The sequence below is a fragment of the Methylobacterium sp. 22177 genome, assembly GCF_052045615.1.
Taxonomy (GTDB): domain Bacteria; phylum Pseudomonadota; class Alphaproteobacteria; order Rhizobiales; family Beijerinckiaceae; genus Methylobacterium; species Methylobacterium radiotolerans.
Genome location: NZ_JBQEPK010000022.1, coordinates 1 through 16,032, shown reverse-complemented (window position 1 = coordinate 16,032; position 16,032 = coordinate 1). Strand labels below are relative to the sequence as shown.

Below are 16,032 nucleotides of genomic sequence, written 5' to 3'. Positions count from 1 at the left end.
GCGAACCTCATCCGATCCTCCCGGATCGGTCCGAGATCATTTCGCGCAACGGAGAGCCAAATGCCCAAGTTGAAGACGAAATCGGGCGCGAAGAAGCGCTTCAAGATCACCGGCACCGGCAAGGTGATGTACGCCCAGGCCGGCAAGCGCCACGGGATGATCAAGCGGACGACCAAGCAGATCCGCAACCTGCGCGGCACCACGACCCTGTTCGAGGGCGATGCCGCCAACGTGAAGAAGTACTTCCTGCCGAACGCGCGGTAAGTCCTTCAACACCCGTTGCCACTGTCTTTCGTCGAATCCAGGAGATAACCGATGGCCCGCGTCAAGCGCGGCGTGACCAGTCACGCGAAGCACAAGAAGGTTCTGAAGGCCGCCAAGGGCTACTACGGCCGGCGCAAGAATACGATCCGCATCGCCAAGCAGGCGGTCGAGAAGGGCATGCAGTATGCCTACCGCGACCGCAAGAACAAGAAGCGCACGTTCCGCGCCCTCTGGATCCAGCGCCTCAACGCGGCTGTCCGCGAGCACGGCCTGACCTACTCGCGCTTCATCGACGGCCTGGCCAAGTCCGGCATCGTCGTTGACCGCAAGGCGCTGTCGGAGCTGGCGATCCACGAGCCGGCGAGCTTCGCCGCCGTCGTCGAGAAGGCGAAGGCCGCGCTGCCGCAGAACACCGCCAAGGCCGCCTGATCCAGGCCTGAGGCGAGACGGACGGAAGGCGCGGTTCCCCTGAGGAGCCGCGCCTTCGTCGTTTACGAGGTCCCGCGCGCCGCGCTTGCGCCCGGGCGCACAACGCGCGAGAGCACGGCCCGATGGCCGACTCCGCCAACCCTGCTCGAAGACAGCGATGACCGATCTCGACACCCTCGAACGCGATCTCCTGGCCCAGGTGGGCGCGGCGTCCGACGAGGCGGCCCTCGACGCGGTCCGCGTCGCCGCGCTCGGCAAGAAGGGCAGCGTCTCGGACCTGCTGAAGACCCTCGGGTCGATGACGCCGGAGGAGCGGAAGGAGCGCGGGCCCCTGATCAACGGCCTGCGCGACCGTGTCCAGGGCGCCGTCACCGCGCGCAAGACCGAGCTGGCCGAGGCCGCCCTGGAGGCCCGCCTCGCCTCCGAGCGGGTCGACGTCACCCTGCCGGTCCGCGAGGCCCCCGAGGTGCGCGGCCGGATCCACCCGATCTCCCAGGTGATCGACGAGATCACCGCGATCTTCGCCGACATGGGCTTCGCGGTCGCCGAGGGTCCGGACATCGAGACGGACGAGCTGAACTTCACGGCGCTCAACTTTCCGCCCGGCCACCCGGCCCGCGAGATGCACGACACCTTCTTCCTGGCGCCGGACCGCGACGGGAAGCGCAAGGTGCTGCGCACCCACACCTCGCCCGTGCAGGTGCGGACCATGCGGGCGCAGACGCCGCCGATCCGCGTGATCATCCCGGGCCGGACCTACCGGCACGATTCCGACCAGACCCACACGCCGATGTTCCATCAGGTCGAGGGGCTGGTGATCGACACGAGCGCCAACATCGCCAACCTGAAATGGGTGCTGGAGGAGTTCTGCAGGGCGTTCTTCGAGGTGGACGGCGTGAAGATGCGCTTCCGCCCGTCCTTCTTCCCCTTCACCGAGCCCTCCGCGGAGGTCGACATCCAGTGCTCGCGCAAGGGCGGCGAGATCCGCTTCGGCGAGGGCGACGACTGGCTGGAGATCCTCGGCTGCGGGATGGTCCACCCGAACGTGCTGCGCAATTGCGGGCTCGACCCGGACGCCGTGCAGGGCTTCGCCTTCGGCGTCGGGATCGACCGCATCGCCATGCTCAAATACGGCATGCCGGACCTGCGGCCGTTCTTCGAGGCCGACGTCCGCTGGCTCGACCATTACGGCTTCCGCCCGCTCGACGTGCCGAGCCTCGTGGGCGGCCTCACGGCCTGAGCCGCCCCGGCCGAGCCGCGGCCCTCCGGCCCCGGTGACGGCCCCGCGATCCTGTTCCTCCGACGGTCGAGCCGATACCGGGCTCTCGAAGGTCCATCATGAAATTCACCCTCGCCTGGCTCAAGGACCACCTCGACACCGAGGCTTCCCTCGACACCGTCGCCGAGACGCTCACGCGGATCGGCCTGGAGGTGGAGGGCATCGAGGACAAGGCCGCCGCGCTCAAGCCCTACGTGATCGCCCGGATCCTGACGGCCGAGCAGCACCCGAACGCCGACCGGCTCCGGGTCTGCACCGTCGATACCGGCGCGGGCGCGCCTGTGCAGGTGGTCTGCGGCGCCCCGAACGCCCGGGCCGACCTCGTCTCGGTCTTCGCGCCGCCGGGCACCTACGTCCCGGGCAAGAACATCACCCTGTCGGTGGGCACGATCCGCGGCGTCGAGAGCCGCGGGATGCTGTGCTCGGGCGCCGAGCTCGGCCTCGGCGATGACCACGACGGCATCATGGAGCTCCCGACTGACGCGCCGGTCGGACAGGCCTACGCGCTCTATGCCGGGCTCGACGATCCGGTCATCGAGATCAACCTGACGCCGAACCGGCCGGACTGCGCCTCGGTCCACGGCATCGCCCGCGACCTCGCCGCCGCCGGCATCGGCACGCTCAAGCGCGAGACCCTGCCGGGCGTGCGCGGCGAGGGCCCCTGCCCGGTCGAGGTCGCGCTGTCCCTCGATCCGGCCGACCGCCACCTCGCCCCGCTGTTCGCCCTGCGGCTGGTGCGCGGCGTCAGGAACGGCCCGTCGCCGGCCTGGATGCAGGCGCGCCTGCGCGCCATCGGCCTGCGGCCGATCAACAGCCTCGTCGACATCACCAACTACGTCACGTTCGACCGCGGCCGGCCGCTCCACGTCTTCGACGCCGCCAAGGTCGCCGGCGCGCTGACCGTCCGGCGGGCGCGGGAGGGCGAGAGCCTGCGCGCCCTGGACGGCCGGACCCACGCCCTCACCGACGATACGGTGGTGATCGCCGACGCGAACGGCGTCGAATCCATCGCCGGCATCATGGGCGGCGAGGCGTCGGGCTGCGACGCCGGCACCACGGACGTGCTGATCGAGTCGGCCCTGTGGGACCCGACCAACATCGCCCAGTCGGGCCGCCGCCTCGGCATCATCACCGACGCGCGCTACCGCTTCGAGCGGGGCGTCGATCCGGCCTTCACGCTCCCCGGCCTCGACCTCGCGACCCGGCTCGTGGTCGATCTCTGCGGCGGCACGCCGACCGAGGCGCGGGTCGCCGGGGCGCCGCCCGAATCCGAGCACGTCATCGACTTCCCCTGGACCGAGGTCCGCCGCCTCGCCGGCATCGACGTCCCGCGCGCCGAGATGCAGCAGATCCTCGAGACGCTGGGCTTCCACGTCTCCGGCACCGGGGACAGGGTGACGGTGCGGCCGCCGTCCTGGCGGCCCGACGTCGAGGGCAAGGCCGACCTCGTCGAGGAGGTCGTCCGCATCGCCGGGCTCGATCGGATCGAGGCCGAGCCCCTGCCGCCGCTCGCCGGGATCGGCCGTCCGCTGCTCACCGTGATGCAGAAGCGGACCCGCCTGGCCAAGCGCGCCCTGGCGAGCCGCGGCCTCATGGAGGCGGTGACGTGGTCGTTCGTCCCGCACGACGACGCCGTCCTGTTCGGCGGCGGCGGCGCCGACCTGATCCTGGCCAACCCGATCGCCTCGGAGCTGTCCGACATGCGGCCGAGCCTGGTGCCGGGCCTCCTGCGCGCGGCCCAGCGCAACGCCGACCGCGGCTACCCGGACGCCGCCCTGTTCGAGGTCGGCCAGTGCTTCGCCTCGGACGAGCCGGAGGGCCAGACCATCCGCGCGGCGGCGGTCCGCCGCGGCGGGGCGACCCTGGCCGGCGCCGGGCGGCACTGGGACGGCAAGGCCGCGACCGTCGACGCCTTCGACGCCAAGGCGGACGCCCTCGCCCTGCTCGGCAGCCTCGGCGTGCCGACGGGCGGCCTCCAGATCACCGCGGGCGGCCCGTCCTGGCTGCATCCCGGCCGCTCGGGCACGCTGCGCTTCGGCCCGAAGACCGAGATCGGCTGGTTCGGGGAGGTGCATCCGCGGACGCTGCAGGCCCTCGACCTGAAGGGGACCCTCGTCGCCTTCGAGATCGTCCTCGACGCCCTGCCCCTGCCCAAGCTCAAGCCGACCAAGGCCAAGGCCGCCCTGGCGCTGTCGGAATTCCAGCCGCTGTCGCGGGACTTCGCCTTCGTGGTCGGCCGCGACGTCCCGGCGGGCGACATCGTCAAGGCCGCCCAGAACGCCGAGCGCAAGCTCGTGACCGGCGTCGACGTGTTCGACCTCTACGAGGGGCCGGGCGTGCCGGACGGCGCCAAGTCGGTGGCGATCGCGGTGCGCCTCCAGCCCGTCGAGCGGACCCTGACCGACGCGGAGATCGAGGCGGTGAGCGCCAGGATCGTCGCCGAGGTCTCCCGCAAGACGGGCGCGACCCTCCGGGCCTGAGGCGCCGCCATGGACCGGATCGCGATGCTCATCGACGACCTCGCGGCGGCCGAGTACCGGCCGAAGGCGGCGCTGCGGGAGGCCCTCAACCACCCGGCCGCCGTCGCGGAGGCGACCCTGCCGCTGCTGGAGGCGGCCGCCGACGGGCGCGAGCTGGCGCCGGAGGAGACGAACCTCCTGTTCTGGGGCCTGCACGTCATGGCCCATGCCCGGGACACGCGCGCCCTGGCGCCGCTCCTCAGGCTGCTCCGGCACGACGAGGAGACCCTCGACGCCGTGCTGGGCGATGCCGTCACGGCCACCCTCGCCCGTGTCGTGGCGAGCCTGTTCGACGGCGATCCGCAGCCGCTGTTCCGGCTGATCCTGGACAGCACGGTCGACGATTACGCGCGCATGGCGCTGATGTGCGCCTGCACCTTCCTGACCCTGGAGGGGCGGATCGACCGGACGGCGATGCACGACCTGCTGGTCCGGTTCGACGACGCGCAGGCCGCCGTGGAGGACGGTCCCGCCTGGGTCGGCTGGGAAGAGACGATCGCGCATCTCGGCTTCCGGGACCTCGCGCCGCGCGCGGCCGCGGCCCGCGCCGACGGACGGCTCACCGACGAGGTCAGCGACGCCGGGTGGTTCAAGGAGGCCCTGCGCAAGGCGGAGACCAAGCCGGACGACCGCGACCGGCTCGGCCCCTACCAGTACGGCTACCTCGACGATCCGGTCGAAGCGCTCGACTGGGCCGAGGAGGGTGCGGGCGAGCCGCAGCGCAACCCGTTCAAGGATGTCGGCCGCAACGACCCCTGCCCGTGCGGCTCGGGGAGGAAGTTCAAGAAGTGCTGCCTCGGCAAGGCGGAGGCGGAGGGACCGTGGATGCCGCCGGAGCCGCTAGGCGGCTGAGGCGCCGCTGCCGCTGAGCGGGTTCTCGGGATCCCAGCCGTAGGTCAGGGTCTCGAACCGCATCGCGCGGGCGTCGACCATGAGGAGGCGCCCGACCAGCGGCTCGCCGAAGCCCGCCACGGCGCGGATCACCTCCATGGCCATCAGCGAGCCCATGACGCCGGCGAGCGCGCCGAGCACGCCGGCCTCCGCGCAGGCGGGCACGCTGCCGGGCGGAGGCGGGTTCGGGAAGAGGCAGCGGTAGGTCGGGTTCGGAGTCCCGTCGGCCCCGGTCTCGTGCGCGCGGATCGTGGTCAGCGTGCCGTCGAAGCGGCCCAGCGCCGCCGTCACCAGCGGGCGCCGCGCCCGGAAGCAGGCGTCCGAAACCGCGTAGCGCGTGGCGAAGTTGTCGGATCCGTCGGCCACGAGGTCGTAGCCGGCGATGAGGTCGACGGCGTTGCCCGCGTCGATCCGGAACGGGTGCCGGACGACCGTCACGTGCGGGTTGAGGCGCGCCACCGCGTCGGCCGCGCTCTCGACCTTCGGCCGGCCGAGATCCGGCGTCCCGTGGATCACCTGCCGCTGCAGATTCGACAGGGAGACCGTGTCGTCGTCGACGAGGCCGATCGTGCCGATCCCCGCGGCGGCGAGGTACTGGATCAGCGGCGCGCCGAGCCCGCCCGCCCCGACGACGAGGATCCGGGCGGCCTTGATCCGGGCCTGACCGGGACCGCCGACCTCGGCCAGGACGAGGTGGCGGGCGTAGCGTTCGATCTCGTCGGGGGCGAGGGCCATAACCTGCCCATAATCCGCGGCGGCGCCGATCGGAAGCGCTGAAAAGACAACGCCGCCCCTGTGAGGAGGCGGCGCAAGTCTCGCGTCCCTGGATCCGGGCCGCTCAGCGCGGCGCGAGGATCATGATCATCTGCCGGCCCTCGAGCATCGGCTCGCTCTCGACCTTGGCGATCTCGGCGGTCTCGCTCTTCACGCGCTCCAGGAGGCGCAGACCGATATCCTGGTGAGCCATCTCACGACCGCGGAAGCGCAGGGTCACCTTGACCTTGTCGCCCTCCTCGAAGAAGCGGTGAACCGACTTCATCTTGGTGTCGTAGTCGTGCTTGTCGATGCCGGGACGGAGCTTGATCTCCTTCACCTCGACGGTCTTCTGCCGCTTGCGGGCCTCGTTCTGCTTCTTCTGCTCGTTGAAGCGGAAGCGCCCGTAATCGAGCAGCTTGCAGACGGGCGGCACGGAGTTCGGCGCGATCTCCACGAGATCGAGACCGACTTCCTCGGCCAGGTTCAGGGCGTCGAAGAAGGGGACGACGCCGCGGTTCTGCCCGGTATCGTCGATCAGCTGCACTTCCCGCACACCGCGAATGTCGCGGTTCGCGCGCGGCCCGTCCTTCTGCGGGGCCGGCATGGCTCTCATCGGTCTACGAATGGCTTAGGTCTCCTGCTGCAACGGCGAAACGGCGGATCCCCAGGAGGATGTCCTGACCGCCTGCCGTCCCGGTTTCATCCGGACATACAACGTTGGTGGAACAGCGCCCAGAGTCAACCGCCCAGCCGCGCGGCGGCGCAATTATTCGGCCGCCGCGTCGCGATTCGAGGCCGGGACCGGTGCCGCCGTCAGGCCGACCGACCGAGCAACCCGGCATAGACCGCCAGCGTGTCGCCGACCATCCGCTCGAGGGAGAAGTGCGCCTCGACATGCGCGCGGCTCCGCCGCCCGAGGGCGTCGCGGGCGCTCGCGCCGAGGGAGAGCGCCTCGGTGAGGGCGGCGGCGAGCGCGGCCGCGTCGCCGGGCGGCACGCGCCATCCGGTGCGCTGGCCCGCGGGGGTCTCGGGCGGTGCCAGCACCGTTTCCGGCACGGCGCCGAGGTCCGAGACGACCACCGGGGCGCCGAGCGCCTGCGCCTCCACGGCCGAGCGCCCGAAGGCCTCGGGCTCCACGGACGGCACCGCCACCACCGAGGCCGCGCGGAAGGCCGCCGGCATGTCGGTGCAGTGCCCGACCCGGCGGACGATGCCCCCGAGGCCGCGCGCGGCGATCAGCGCGTCGAGCTCGCGCTCGTAGGCGGCGCGGCCCTGCGGATCCCCCGCCAGCACCACGGCCAGGTCGGGAACGCCGCGGTCGCGCATCTGCGCGGCGGCCTCGATCAGCACGCGATGGCCCTTCCAGGCCGTGAGGCGGGCGGCCAGCAGGATCACGCGCTCGTGGGGCGCGACGCCCCAGCTCCGGCGCAGCGCCTCCACCCGGGCGGCGCCGACCGCCACCGGGTTGAACACCGCGAGGTCCGTGCCCCGGTGGATGACCCGCACGCGGTCGCCGGCCTGCTCGGCATGCAGCCGGTGGATCAGGTCCGCGGTGTAGTGCGAGTTCGCGATGACCACGTCGCCGCGGGCCATCACCGAGTTGTAGAGCACCTTCACGCCGGTCCGGCCGGAATAGCTGCCGTGATAGGTGGTCACGAATGGCAGCCCGAGCCGGCGCGCCGCCCCGAGGGCGACCCAGGCGGGCGCGCGGGAGCGAGCGTGGATGATCTGCACCTTCTCGCGGCGGCAGAGCGCCATCAGCCGCAGGACGTTCACCGCCATCGAGGCCGGATTCTTCGACGCGGCCGGGAAGCGCAGCCAGTGCCCACCCTTGGCTTGCAACTCGCCGACGAGACGTCCGCCCTCCGTCGCGACCAGGGCGCGAGCGCCCACGGCGGCGAGGCCGCCCGCGACATCGACCGCGGTGCGCTCCGCGCCCCCCGCGTCGAGTTCGGGGATGATCTGCAGGATGCGTGCCCCCGCCAGCGCCCCGACTTCCGCCGGGAAGCCCGACAGGGCGTGGGTTCCGTCGCCCGTTCGCGGGCCCTCGGCGAGGACGCGAAGGCCCCCGACCGGTATCTGCCAAATGCTCGCTGCCATTGATCCAGCATCGCCGCCGGGCTTTACGGTCCGGTAAACGAGAGTTGAAGCCGAACCGTTCAGGACCGGACTTCTTCCACGTTCAGACAGGGATATCGGAGAGATCGATGACGGATACCGCCCCCGAGTTCCTCACCGTCGGCACGGGCGACGCGGCCCGCCGCATCGCCGTGCGGGTGCGCGCGGGCGGCGGGCCGCCCGTGGTCTGGCTCGGCGGGTTTCGCTCCGACATGACCGCCACCAAGGCGACGGCCCTGGATGCCTGGGCGGCGCGGACGGGCCGGACGCTCATCCGGTTCGACTACGCCGCGCACGGCGCCTCGGGCGGGACCTTCACGGACTGCACCATCTCGTCCTGGCTCGAGGACGCGCAGGCCGTCCTCGCGGCCTACGTGACGGAGGCACCGGTCCTCGTCGGCTCGTCGATGGGCGGCTGGATCGCCTGCCTGGCGGCCCGCGACCGTGTTGCCCGCGGGCAGGCGACGGCAGGGCTGGTGCTGATCGCGCCGGCCCTGGATTTCACGGAGGAGCTGATCTGGAACCGTCTCAGCGCGGCGGCCCGCGCGATGCTGATCCGGGACGGCGTCCTCAGGAAGCCCAGCGACTACGCGCCGGAGCCGGACCCGATCACGCGGGCCCTCATCGACGACGGCCGCCGTCACTGCATGCTGGGCGGCCCGGTGGACCCAGCCTGCCCGGTGCATATCCTCCAGGGCATGCGGGACACCGACGTCCCCTATACCCACGCCTTGAAGACAGTCGACCGCCTGCCGGCCGAGGGGACGGTGCTGACGCTGATCGCCGACGGCGACCACCGCCTGTCGCGGCCGCGGGATATCGCGCGGCTCGTGGCGGCGGTGGCCGAGATCGCCTGACCGGCCCCGGGTCGGGCCGGTCAGTGCAGGCTGACGGGCTGCAGGTCGTGCGCCGCGGCGTTGGCCAGGACGACATCCCGCGAATCGGCGAGCATGATCGGGGCGCCGCTCGCCGACAGCAGGGCGAACAGGTCGAGGCCGGGCGTCAGCTCGGGAGCCTGCGGGAAGAAGCGGCGGACCTCGTCGGACCGGATCGGCCGGACGTAGGCGATGTGCCCCTCGCCCAGCGCCGCGAGATCGGCGGGCTGGAACTCCGCCGGGTCGAGATCGGCGGGGGTCAGGGGAGACGGGTTCAGAACGGTCATCAAGCCCTCCTGAGGTGGCAGAGCGTCCACCGCCGATCCTGAAGGCACCGGCGGCTCGACCCTGATGTGGGGATCCGCGCCGGCCAATCAATCGGTCGGCCTCAGCCGCGGGCCCCGATATCGATCTTGCGCACGATGCGGTCCGGCTCCGGCCGGACCAGGTCGATCGACAGGAGGCCGTTGGCGAGGTCGGCGCCGAGGACCTCCATGCCGTCCGCGAGCAGGAAAGCCCGCTGGAACTGGCGCGCCGCGATGCCGCGGTGGAGGAAGTGCCGCTCGCGCTCGTCCACCTGCCGGCCGCGCACGACGAGCTGGCTCTCCTCCAGCATCACGTCCAGCTGATCGCGGGTGAAGCCGGCCACCGCCAGGGTGATCCGGAGGCGCTCGGGCTCGCTCTCGGTGCGGGGCAGACGCTCGATGTTGTAGGGCGGGTAGCCGTCGTTGGCGGCCTTGGAGACCCGGTCGAGGGCCTGCTCGATCTCGTCGAAGCCGAGCAGGAACGGGTGCCCGAAGGGCGAGGATCGGGTCATCGCGGCCATCATCCAGAAAGCGAAGCCTCCGACCCCGGGATCTGCCGCAATCCCGGGATGCCTGAGCACCTCGTCGACAGGAGCCCGCTCGAGGCAGCGCTCCGCCGGACGCGACGACGCCGGCAACACGGAGATATGGCCAAGGCCTTCCGGGCCATCAAGGGAGGAGGCCGGTTTCGCCGGACGCCCGTGCGGCGCGCATATCCGGGATGTTTCGGCAAAAATCTGCGGGATCGATAGGCAAAGCCCCGAACAGCCACGCTTTCTTCTAACAGTTTGGAACTGCTCTGATTTTCTCTCCGGGCCTTGATCCGGACAGCGGGCCTGGATACTGCCGCGACAGGCGACGATCCGGCTCCCGAGATTGATCGCCGCGATCTTTTTACGCGACGCGAGGCACCGGAGCCGTGAGCACGCCCATGACCCCGTCGGACCATGCGGCGATGCGGCGCGTCGCCGACGTGTGCGGCGACGAGGCCGATATCCTGGCCCTGTCGGTGGCCCGTTTCGTGGCGGCCGGCTACATGACCAGCGACGTCGCCTGCTGGAATGCGGCCTTCGACGGTGCCGAGCAGCTGCTCGGCCCGACGGAGGGCTGCCGCTTCGTCGCCTGCGTGGTCGCGATCATCCGGGCGCTGCGCGCGGAGCGCGACGGCGACTGGTCGTTCATGCCGGCGAGCTGCTGCCGCGTGACCGGCCACGAATGCGCGCTGGTGAAGCTGATCAACCGGGGCCGCCAGCGACTCTGGGCGGATCTCGAGGCGGCCGCGGCCGAGATCACCGGCCAGGACGCGGCGCCGCGCCTCGTGGCGGCGGTCCGCGCCGCGGTCGGGCCGCTGGACGCGGCGGCCGAGCGCCTCGCCCCGGCCACCTGCCCCGCCGGAACGGTGCTGCACTGATCCCGCTCCCCGCCAACCCGGTCCGCGCGGCGAAAGCCGGCGGCCGGCGCAAACTCGAAGAGGATTTGGTCACGGTGCTTGCCCTGCGCGCTCCCCTGTACCGCCGTCGGATCGGGCGCATCGCCCTCGACACGGCGGCCTGCTTCGCGCTCTCGGCGCTCTTCGTCGTGTCGGCCCTGGCGCAGGACGCGCCCGAGAAGGCGCCGATCAAGCTGCAGCTCAACAAGGTCGAGACCGCGGGCGAGGCCTGCCGGATCACCATGGTGATCGACAACAAGGGGTCCGGCCTCAAGTCCTACAAGGTGGATCTCTTCGCGTTCGACCCCGAGGGCGTCGCGCAGAAGCGGGTGGCCGTCGAGCTCGGTCCGCTGCCGCCGAAGAAGACCACCGTGAAGATCTTCGATTTCCCCGGCATCGCCTGCAACAAGGTCGGTCGCGTCCTCTTGAACGACGTTCTGACCTGCGACGGCGGCGACGCCGGCCGCGAGGCCTGCCTCGAGCGGACCGAGACCGACAGCAAGGCCGGCCTCCCGTTCGACCGCTGATGCAGGTGGTGTGACGGTCGACGAGACCAAACCGCCCGGCGGCGAGGGCCGCCGGGCGGCCTGCGGCTTTCGCCGCACCCCGAGACGATGGCGGCGCAAGGCCGCGTGAGACCAGGACGCCAGGAGCCCGCGATGGACCCGACACAAGCCCCGATCGAGGCGGCCCACGACTTCTCGTTCCTCGGCCTGTTCCTGCAGGCCGACCCGATCGTGAAGGGCGTGATGATCCTGCTGGTGATCGCCTCGATCGCCTGCTGGACCGTGGTGTTCGAGAAGGTGATCCGGCTCGCCGCCGCGCGGCGCCAGGCCAAGGCCTTCGCGAACTTGGTCCGCTCCGGCGGCAGCCTCGACGGCGAGCATCGCGGCATCGCCGGCCACGTGGTGAAGGCGGCGATCGACGCGTGGCGCGATCAGGATTCCTCCGAGACCCGGGCCGAGCGCCGCGACCGCATCGAGCGGGCGATGAAGGGCGCCCTCACCATCGAGGTGAAGCGCCTGCGCACCGGCCTGTCGCTGCTGGCGACCTCGGGCTCCACGGCCCCGTTCGTCGGGCTGTTCGGCACCGTCTGGGGCATCATGAACTCGTTCTCGTCCATCGCCCGCAGCCAGGACACCTCGCTCGCCGTGGTGGCGCCGGGCATCGCGGAAGCCCTGTTCGCGACCGCGATCGGTCTCGTCGTCGCGATCCCGGCGGTGATGGCCTACAACAAGCTCGCGAGCGACGTGAGCGGCATCCAGAGCACCTTCTCGTCCTACATCTCGGTCCTGGGCAACCGCCTCGCGCGCGACCGCGCCGGCGCCCACCGCGCGGCCGCCGAGTAGAGCGACCGGCGCCCGCCCCCAGAGAGCCGAACGTAAAGGTACCGGAGACGCCCCATGGCGATGGGATCCATTCGCGCGAACGACGACGACGACCTCGACGACGTGCCGATGTCCGACATCAACGTCACCCCGATGGTCGACGTGATGCTCGTGCTGCTGATCATCTTCATGGTCGCCGCGCCGCTGATGACCACCGGCGTTCCGGTCCAGCTGCCGAAGACCGCGGCCCCCAAGGTCGCGCAGTCGAAGAAGCCCGCCGAGGTGACGGTCGACAAGGACGGCAACCCGTCCATTGCCAAGGAGGTGTTCACGATGGAGAGCATCGTGCCGCGCCTGCGCGAGATGGCCGCCGCCGACAAGGACCAGGTCATCCTCGTGCGCGGCGACCGCGACGTGCCCTACGGCAAGGTCATGGAGGTCATGGGCCTCGTCGGGCAGGCCGGCTTCACCAAGGTGTCGCTGATCGCGCAGTCGCCCGGCGGCGCCGCTCCGGCCTCGCCCGCCGCCGCCCCCGCAGGGACCGCGCGCTGACCCGATGAGCACCTACACGTCGACGGATATGCCGGCCGGTCTCGGCGAGCGCCGCCCGTCCGGGCTGCTCGCCGCCTTCCTGGTTGCCCTGGGCCTGCACGCCTGCGTGCTCGCCGCGGTGATGTTCCTGCGGCTCTCCCCGCCCGCACCGCCCGGCGAGCAGCAGATCACCGTCGACCTCGCGCCGCTCATGACCGACGCGGCCACCGAGGCGCCGGCGGAGCAGCAGATGAGCCAGGAGGCCCCTCCGGAGACGAAGCCGGTGGACGCGCCGCCGGACGAGGCCGTCCAGCCGCCGCCGCCGACCGAGATGACCGAGGTGAAGCCGGAGGACACCCAGGCGGTCGATATGCCGCAGGAGGCTCAGCCCGTCGAGGCGCAGAGCCAGGTCATCACCTCCGCGTCCGAGGCCGCCGAGCCGCTGGCACCGCCGCCCACGGAGGTCGCGAAGTCCGTGGAGCCGCCGAAGCCGACGCCCGATCCGGCCAAGCTGAAGGCGGAACGGGAAGCCAAGCTGCGCAAGATCCGGGAGGAGAAGCTCCGCGAGCAGAAGCGCGAGGAGGCCCGGCAGGAGCGCCTGGAGGAGATCCGCGAGGCGAAGGCCAAGGCCGCGCGCGAGGCCAAGGCCCGCGAGGCCAAGGCCCGGGCGGGTGCCGAGCGGAGTTCGGCGTCGGCCTCGCGCGAGAACGCGGCCGGCCGGGCCGCCGCGGGCAACGATCCGAGCGCCATGCGGCAGTGGCAGGGCGCGATCAGCGCGACGATCCACAGCCGGATGAACGTGAACGCGGCCGTCGGCACCGGCGGCGGGACCGCGGTGGTGCGGTTCACCGTGATGCGCTCGGGTCAGGTGACGGGAGCGGGCGTGGCCCGCTCCAGCGGGATCGGCCAGATCGACAGCGCCGCCCTCGCGGCGGTGCGCGGCTCCATGCCGGCCGCACCCGCGGGCGTGACGCAGTCGAGCCTCTCGATCTCCATTCCGCTCAACTTCCGCGTGCGTTGATCGGGCGACGATCGGGCCCGATTCCACTCGGCTGAACATGGGCGCGGTCCGGATCGTCCAGCGGACGCGTACGAATAGTGTGCGCCGTCCGTCCCGGCCGGCGATCCGGATTCGCCATCGGCCGCGCGGGCATGCTAAAGCCTTCGTCAACCTGCCCTCCCCGCGCGCCTGACGGCGATGCGGGAGGGCGCCGATCCGGCCTTGCCCTCCGCCCCTCGAACAGGCCGGACCCGCTTAGACCCCGTCCCGCGCAGGCTGCGCCGGGTCGGATCCGTCGAGCCGGGGTGAAAGGGACAGGATGAGCGACGACACTGAGTACGACCTCGACGAGGTGAATGCCACCCGCGACGCGGAGGCGGAAGCCAAGACCCGCGCCGAGAACCGCGCCGAGCGCGCGGAACGGGCGGAGCGCATGGCTCGTGAGGGCGCCCAGGCGATGGCGGAGCACCACGCGGCCATCAAGGCGATGGACGAGCGGACCGTGCGGCTGCGCTCGCTCCGGCTCGCCAAGGAGGCCGCGGACGCGCAGACCAAGGCGGCCGAGAAGGAAGCCAAGGCGGCCGCCAAGGGCAGCGCGAAGAAGGCCGCGCCGAAGAAGACGACCGCGAAGGGCTAGAGGTCGATGGCCGAAGACCGCAATCGCCGCCGCTTCAGCGACCCGCGCGCGGCAGCCGAGGCGGCGTTCCGGGCCGCCACCAGTCCGAAGCCCGCCGCCCCGCCGCCGCAGGCGGCGCCACGGCCGGCTGCGATCCCGGGCTCGCGGGAAGTGGTGAGCCTGCGCCTCGACAGCGCCGTGCTCGCCCATTTCCAGAAGGACGGGCCGGGCTGGCAGGACCGCATCAACGAGGCGCTCAAGGCCCTCGTCCCGGCGGCCGAGGCCTGAAAGCCGTCGGGCCAGGAAGCCCTCGATCCCGGAACAGGCGCTCAGACCGGCTTCGGCCGCTCGCGAAGGATCCGGTTCACCGCCCGGTCGAGGGCTGACAGGAATGCCGACCGATCGGCGCGCGAGAAGGGCTTCGGCCCGCCCGTGATGGTGCCGGCCTCGCGCAACGATTGCATCAAGTCGCGGGTGGCGAGGGCGAGGCCGATCCCGGCCTCGCTGAACGGCTTGCCGGTGAACGCCAGGACCGTGGCCCCGGCCTTCACGCAGCGCGCGGCCAGCGGGACGTCGGCGGTGAGCACGATGCTCCCGGGCCCGGCCCGCGCGGCGATCCAGTCGTCGGCGGCATCGAGTTCCGGGCCGACGACCACCCGCTCGATCCAGGGCTCGCGCGGAAGGTTCAGCACGCTGTTGGCGACGACGTGGACGGTCAGGCCGTAGCGTTCGGCGACCCGGTAGGTCTCGTCCTTGACCGGGCAGGCGTCGGCGTCGAGGTAGATCGGCGGGCGCGGCGCGACACTCATGGGCGGGGTACAAGCTTCGAGGTGAAGCCTGCCAGGATGAGGAGCACGCCCAGGGCGAACTGCCCGTGCTCGATATCGCCGCCCACCGACAGCACGATGGCGCGGCCGAAGACGACGAGTCCGATCAGCGGCAGCCCGAAGCGCAGCGCCATCTTCACGGCGATCAGGGCGTTCGCCCGCGCGGTGCTCGACCCGGACATCAGCGGGCGACCGCGGCGCGCCGGGGCGACAGGTCCGCCACCGGCGCGGTCTCGGCGGGCCCGCGCTCCAGCGTCGCGACGGACAGCGGCGCACCGCGGCCGCGGAGCGCGTGGGCGCCGAGGGACCGCGCCCGCACCCCGGCCGGCAGGCGCGGCAGGCGGTTGAGGAGATCCTGCGAGATCAGGATGCCGACGCCGAGGGGGCGGCACAGGGCCTCGATCCGCGACGTCACGTTCACGGCGTCGCCGAAATACGCGATCTTGTGGCGGTCGACCCCGACTTCGGCCGTGACCACCGAGCCGCCGTGCAGGGCCGCCCGCAGCCGCGGCACCGTGCCGAACCGGGCTTGCCAGGCCGCGGCGTCCGCCTCGATCCGGTCGAGCACCTCGAACACGCAGGTCACGCAGCGCGCGTCCTTCAGGCCGCGCTTCATCGGCCACGTGATCATCGCGAGGTCGCCGATGAAGTCGTCCGTGGAGCCGGCGTTGCGCCGCACCGGCTCGGCCAAGGTCGCGAACACCGCGCTGAGATAGGCCTGGGCGCGCAGGTCGCCGTGGGTCTCCGCGAAGGCCGTGGAGCCGACGACGTCGAGGAACAGGAAGATCCGCTCCTCCTGCACCGGCTTGTGGTAGCGGCCGATCATGAAGTTCACGAACACCTCGCCGCCGATCAGGTCGCGCAT

21 protein-coding genes are annotated in these 16,032 nt (G+C 71.8%); 13 read left to right on the top strand and 8 right to left on the bottom strand.

All coding sequences use genetic code 11. The annotated features are described in order from the left end of the window. The first annotated feature begins 60 nt into the window (after positions 1-60). The 5 genes from rpmI (at position 61) to ACTJK8_RS19255 (ending at position 5,343) form a co-directional block, all read left to right on the top strand. Positions 61-264, top strand: a complete 204-nt coding sequence (gene rpmI / locus ACTJK8_RS19275; protein ID WP_007561407.1) for a 50S ribosomal protein L35 — start codon at positions 61-63, stop codon at positions 262-264. A 51-nt stretch (positions 265-315) separates the two neighbouring features. Then, entirely contained in the window at positions 316-693 is a 378-nt protein-coding gene (gene rplT / locus ACTJK8_RS19270; protein WP_012320099.1) for a 50S ribosomal protein L20, read from the top strand. A 157-nt stretch (positions 694-850) separates the two neighbouring features. Continuing rightward, the gene (gene pheS, locus ACTJK8_RS19265; protein WP_024829496.1) at positions 851-1,933 is read left to right on the top strand and encodes a phenylalanine--tRNA ligase subunit alpha; all 1,083 of its coding nucleotides are present in this window, start codon (positions 851-853) and stop codon (positions 1,931-1,933) included. Positions 1,934-2,031: 98 nt separating this feature from the next. Beyond that, positions 2,032-4,452 carry a phenylalanine--tRNA ligase subunit beta gene (gene pheT / locus ACTJK8_RS19260; RefSeq protein WP_440762363.1) on the top strand — a complete coding sequence of 807 codons (2,421 nt, stop codon included), beginning with the start codon at positions 2,032-2,034 and terminating at the stop codon, positions 4,450-4,452. Between the two features lie 9 nt (positions 4,453-4,461). Then, positions 4,462-5,343: a DUF1186 domain-containing protein gene (locus tag ACTJK8_RS19255; protein WP_440762362.1), complete on the top strand. Its 882-nt coding sequence runs from the start codon at positions 4,462-4,464 to the stop codon at positions 5,341-5,343. On the opposite strand, the gene ACTJK8_RS19250 is transcribed toward ACTJK8_RS19255, so the two are convergent. From ACTJK8_RS19250 to ACTJK8_RS19240, 3 genes are all read right to left on the bottom strand, one after another. Then, positions 5,332-6,117 carry a HesA/MoeB/ThiF family protein gene (locus ACTJK8_RS19250; protein WP_029357741.1) on the bottom strand — a complete coding sequence of 262 codons (786 nt, stop codon included), beginning with the start codon at positions 6,115-6,117 and terminating at the stop codon, positions 5,332-5,334. The two genes, ACTJK8_RS19255 and ACTJK8_RS19250, sit on opposite strands and share 12 nt — an antisense overlap. A gap of 103 nt (positions 6,118-6,220) precedes the next feature. Then, a complete protein-coding gene (gene infC / locus ACTJK8_RS19245; protein WP_012320104.1) occupies positions 6,221-6,742 on the bottom strand; it encodes a translation initiation factor IF-3 in 522 nt (173 codons plus the stop codon). Positions 6,743-6,951: 209 nt separating this feature from the next. Next, on the bottom strand, positions 6,952-8,238 hold the full coding sequence (locus ACTJK8_RS19240; RefSeq protein WP_012320105.1) for a glycosyltransferase family 4 protein: 1,287 nt from the start codon (positions 8,236-8,238) through the stop codon (positions 6,952-6,954). Positions 8,239-8,345: 107 nt separating this feature from the next. Here ACTJK8_RS19240 and ACTJK8_RS19235 point away from each other — a divergent pair, with 107 nt between their 5' ends. Next, on the top strand, positions 8,346-9,113 hold the full coding sequence (locus tag ACTJK8_RS19235) for an alpha/beta hydrolase (protein ID WP_029357740.1): 768 nt from the start codon (positions 8,346-8,348) through the stop codon (positions 9,111-9,113). Between the two features lie 20 nt (positions 9,114-9,133). Here the strand turns inward: ACTJK8_RS19235 and ACTJK8_RS19230 are convergent, their stop codons facing one another. Then, positions 9,134-9,418 (bottom strand): DUF1150 family protein, encoded by a 285-nt coding sequence (locus tag ACTJK8_RS19230; RefSeq protein ID WP_024829492.1) that lies wholly within the window; start codon positions 9,416-9,418, stop codon positions 9,134-9,136. A gap of 101 nt (positions 9,419-9,519) precedes the next feature. Continuing rightward, complete coding sequence (locus ACTJK8_RS19225) at positions 9,520-9,948, bottom strand: Hsp20 family protein (protein WP_012320108.1); 429 nt, start codon at positions 9,946-9,948, stop codon at positions 9,520-9,522. 419 nt (positions 9,949-10,367) lie between these two features. Between ACTJK8_RS19225 and ACTJK8_RS19220 the strand changes: the two genes are divergently transcribed. From ACTJK8_RS19220 to ACTJK8_RS19190, 7 genes are all read left to right on the top strand, one after another. Continuing rightward, the gene (locus ACTJK8_RS19220; protein ID WP_012320109.1) at positions 10,368-10,847 is read left to right on the top strand and encodes a hypothetical protein; all 480 of its coding nucleotides are present in this window, start codon (positions 10,368-10,370) and stop codon (positions 10,845-10,847) included. Positions 10,848-10,921: 74 nt separating this feature from the next. Beyond that, entirely contained in the window at positions 10,922-11,392 is a 471-nt protein-coding gene (locus ACTJK8_RS19215) for a hypothetical protein (protein ID WP_024829491.1), read from the top strand. A 132-nt stretch (positions 11,393-11,524) separates the two neighbouring features. Next, complete coding sequence (locus tag ACTJK8_RS19210; RefSeq protein ID WP_012320111.1) at positions 11,525-12,214, top strand: MotA/TolQ/ExbB proton channel family protein; 690 nt, start codon at positions 11,525-11,527, stop codon at positions 12,212-12,214. A gap of 54 nt (positions 12,215-12,268) precedes the next feature. Beyond that, entirely contained in the window at positions 12,269-12,745 is a 477-nt protein-coding gene (locus tag ACTJK8_RS19205; RefSeq protein WP_012320112.1) for an ExbD/TolR family protein, read from the top strand. 4 nt (positions 12,746-12,749) lie between these two features. After that, positions 12,750-13,745, top strand: a complete 996-nt coding sequence (locus ACTJK8_RS19200) for an energy transducer TonB family protein (protein ID WP_053621070.1) — start codon at positions 12,750-12,752, stop codon at positions 13,743-13,745. A gap of 298 nt (positions 13,746-14,043) precedes the next feature. Continuing rightward, positions 14,044-14,361 (top strand): hypothetical protein, encoded by a 318-nt coding sequence (locus tag ACTJK8_RS19195; protein WP_024829490.1) that lies wholly within the window; start codon positions 14,044-14,046, stop codon positions 14,359-14,361. Positions 14,362-14,367: 6 nt separating this feature from the next. Continuing rightward, on the top strand, positions 14,368-14,628 hold the full coding sequence (locus ACTJK8_RS19190) for a BrnA antitoxin family protein (protein ID WP_012320115.1): 261 nt from the start codon (positions 14,368-14,370) through the stop codon (positions 14,626-14,628). A gap of 41 nt (positions 14,629-14,669) precedes the next feature. Here ACTJK8_RS19190 and ACTJK8_RS19185 read toward each other — a convergent pair whose 3' ends face one another. The 3 genes from ACTJK8_RS19185 to ACTJK8_RS19175 form a co-directional block, all read right to left on the bottom strand. Beyond that, on the bottom strand, positions 14,670-15,149 hold the full coding sequence (locus ACTJK8_RS19185) for a YaiI/YqxD family protein (protein WP_012320116.1): 480 nt from the start codon (positions 15,147-15,149) through the stop codon (positions 14,670-14,672). Beyond that, on the bottom strand, positions 15,146-15,349 hold the full coding sequence (locus tag ACTJK8_RS19180; RefSeq protein ID WP_012320117.1) for a hypothetical protein: 204 nt from the start codon (positions 15,347-15,349) through the stop codon (positions 15,146-15,148). The genes ACTJK8_RS19185 and ACTJK8_RS19180 overlap by 4 nt, the downstream gene beginning before the upstream one ends. Next, positions 15,349-16,032, bottom strand: a 684-nt coding sequence (locus tag ACTJK8_RS19175; protein WP_440762361.1) for an adenylate/guanylate cyclase domain-containing protein, incomplete at its 5' end; no start/stop codon positions are given. The genes ACTJK8_RS19175 and ACTJK8_RS19180, both read right to left, overlap by 1 nt.

Bases quoted from the DNA above. Each gene is read 5' to 3' on its own strand.
- rpmI (WP_007561407.1), top strand. From the start codon at position 61: ATGCCCAAGTTGAAGACGAAATCGGGCGCGAAGAAGCGCTTCAAGATC.
- rplT (WP_012320099.1), top strand. From the start codon at position 316: ATGGCCCGCGTCAAGCGCGGCGTGACCAGTCACGCGAAGCACAAGAAG.
- pheS (WP_024829496.1), top strand. From the start codon at position 851: ATGACCGATCTCGACACCCTCGAACGCGATCTCCTGGCCCAGGTGGGC.
- pheT (WP_440762363.1), top strand. From the start codon at position 2,032: ATGAAATTCACCCTCGCCTGGCTCAAGGACCACCTCGACACCGAGGCT.
- ACTJK8_RS19255 (WP_440762362.1), top strand. From the start codon at position 4,462: ATGGACCGGATCGCGATGCTCATCGACGACCTCGCGGCGGCCGAGTAC.
- ACTJK8_RS19250 (WP_029357741.1), bottom strand. From the start codon at position 6,117: ATGGCCCTCGCCCCCGACGAGATCGAACGCTACGCCCGCCACCTCGTC.
- infC (WP_012320104.1), bottom strand. From the start codon at position 6,742: ATGCCGGCCCCGCAGAAGGACGGGCCGCGCGCGAACCGCGACATTCGC.
- ACTJK8_RS19240 (WP_012320105.1), bottom strand. From the start codon at position 8,238: ATGGCAGCGAGCATTTGGCAGATACCGGTCGGGGGCCTTCGCGTCCTC.
- ACTJK8_RS19235 (WP_029357740.1), top strand. From the start codon at position 8,346: ATGACGGATACCGCCCCCGAGTTCCTCACCGTCGGCACGGGCGACGCG.
- ACTJK8_RS19230 (WP_024829492.1), bottom strand. From the start codon at position 9,418: ATGACCGTTCTGAACCCGTCTCCCCTGACCCCCGCCGATCTCGACCCG.
- ACTJK8_RS19225 (WP_012320108.1), bottom strand. From the start codon at position 9,948: ATGACCCGATCCTCGCCCTTCGGGCACCCGTTCCTGCTCGGCTTCGAC.
- ACTJK8_RS19220 (WP_012320109.1), top strand. From the start codon at position 10,368: ATGACCCCGTCGGACCATGCGGCGATGCGGCGCGTCGCCGACGTGTGC.
- ACTJK8_RS19210 (WP_012320111.1), top strand. From the start codon at position 11,525: ATGGACCCGACACAAGCCCCGATCGAGGCGGCCCACGACTTCTCGTTC.
- ACTJK8_RS19205 (WP_012320112.1), top strand. From the start codon at position 12,269: ATGGCGATGGGATCCATTCGCGCGAACGACGACGACGACCTCGACGAC.
- ACTJK8_RS19200 (WP_053621070.1), top strand. From the start codon at position 12,750: ATGAGCACCTACACGTCGACGGATATGCCGGCCGGTCTCGGCGAGCGC.
- ACTJK8_RS19195 (WP_024829490.1), top strand. From the start codon at position 14,044: ATGAGCGACGACACTGAGTACGACCTCGACGAGGTGAATGCCACCCGC.
- ACTJK8_RS19190 (WP_012320115.1), top strand. From the start codon at position 14,368: ATGGCCGAAGACCGCAATCGCCGCCGCTTCAGCGACCCGCGCGCGGCA.
- ACTJK8_RS19185 (WP_012320116.1), bottom strand. From the start codon at position 15,149: ATGAGTGTCGCGCCGCGCCCGCCGATCTACCTCGACGCCGACGCCTGC.
- ACTJK8_RS19180 (WP_012320117.1), bottom strand. From the start codon at position 15,349: ATGTCCGGGTCGAGCACCGCGCGGGCGAACGCCCTGATCGCCGTGAAG.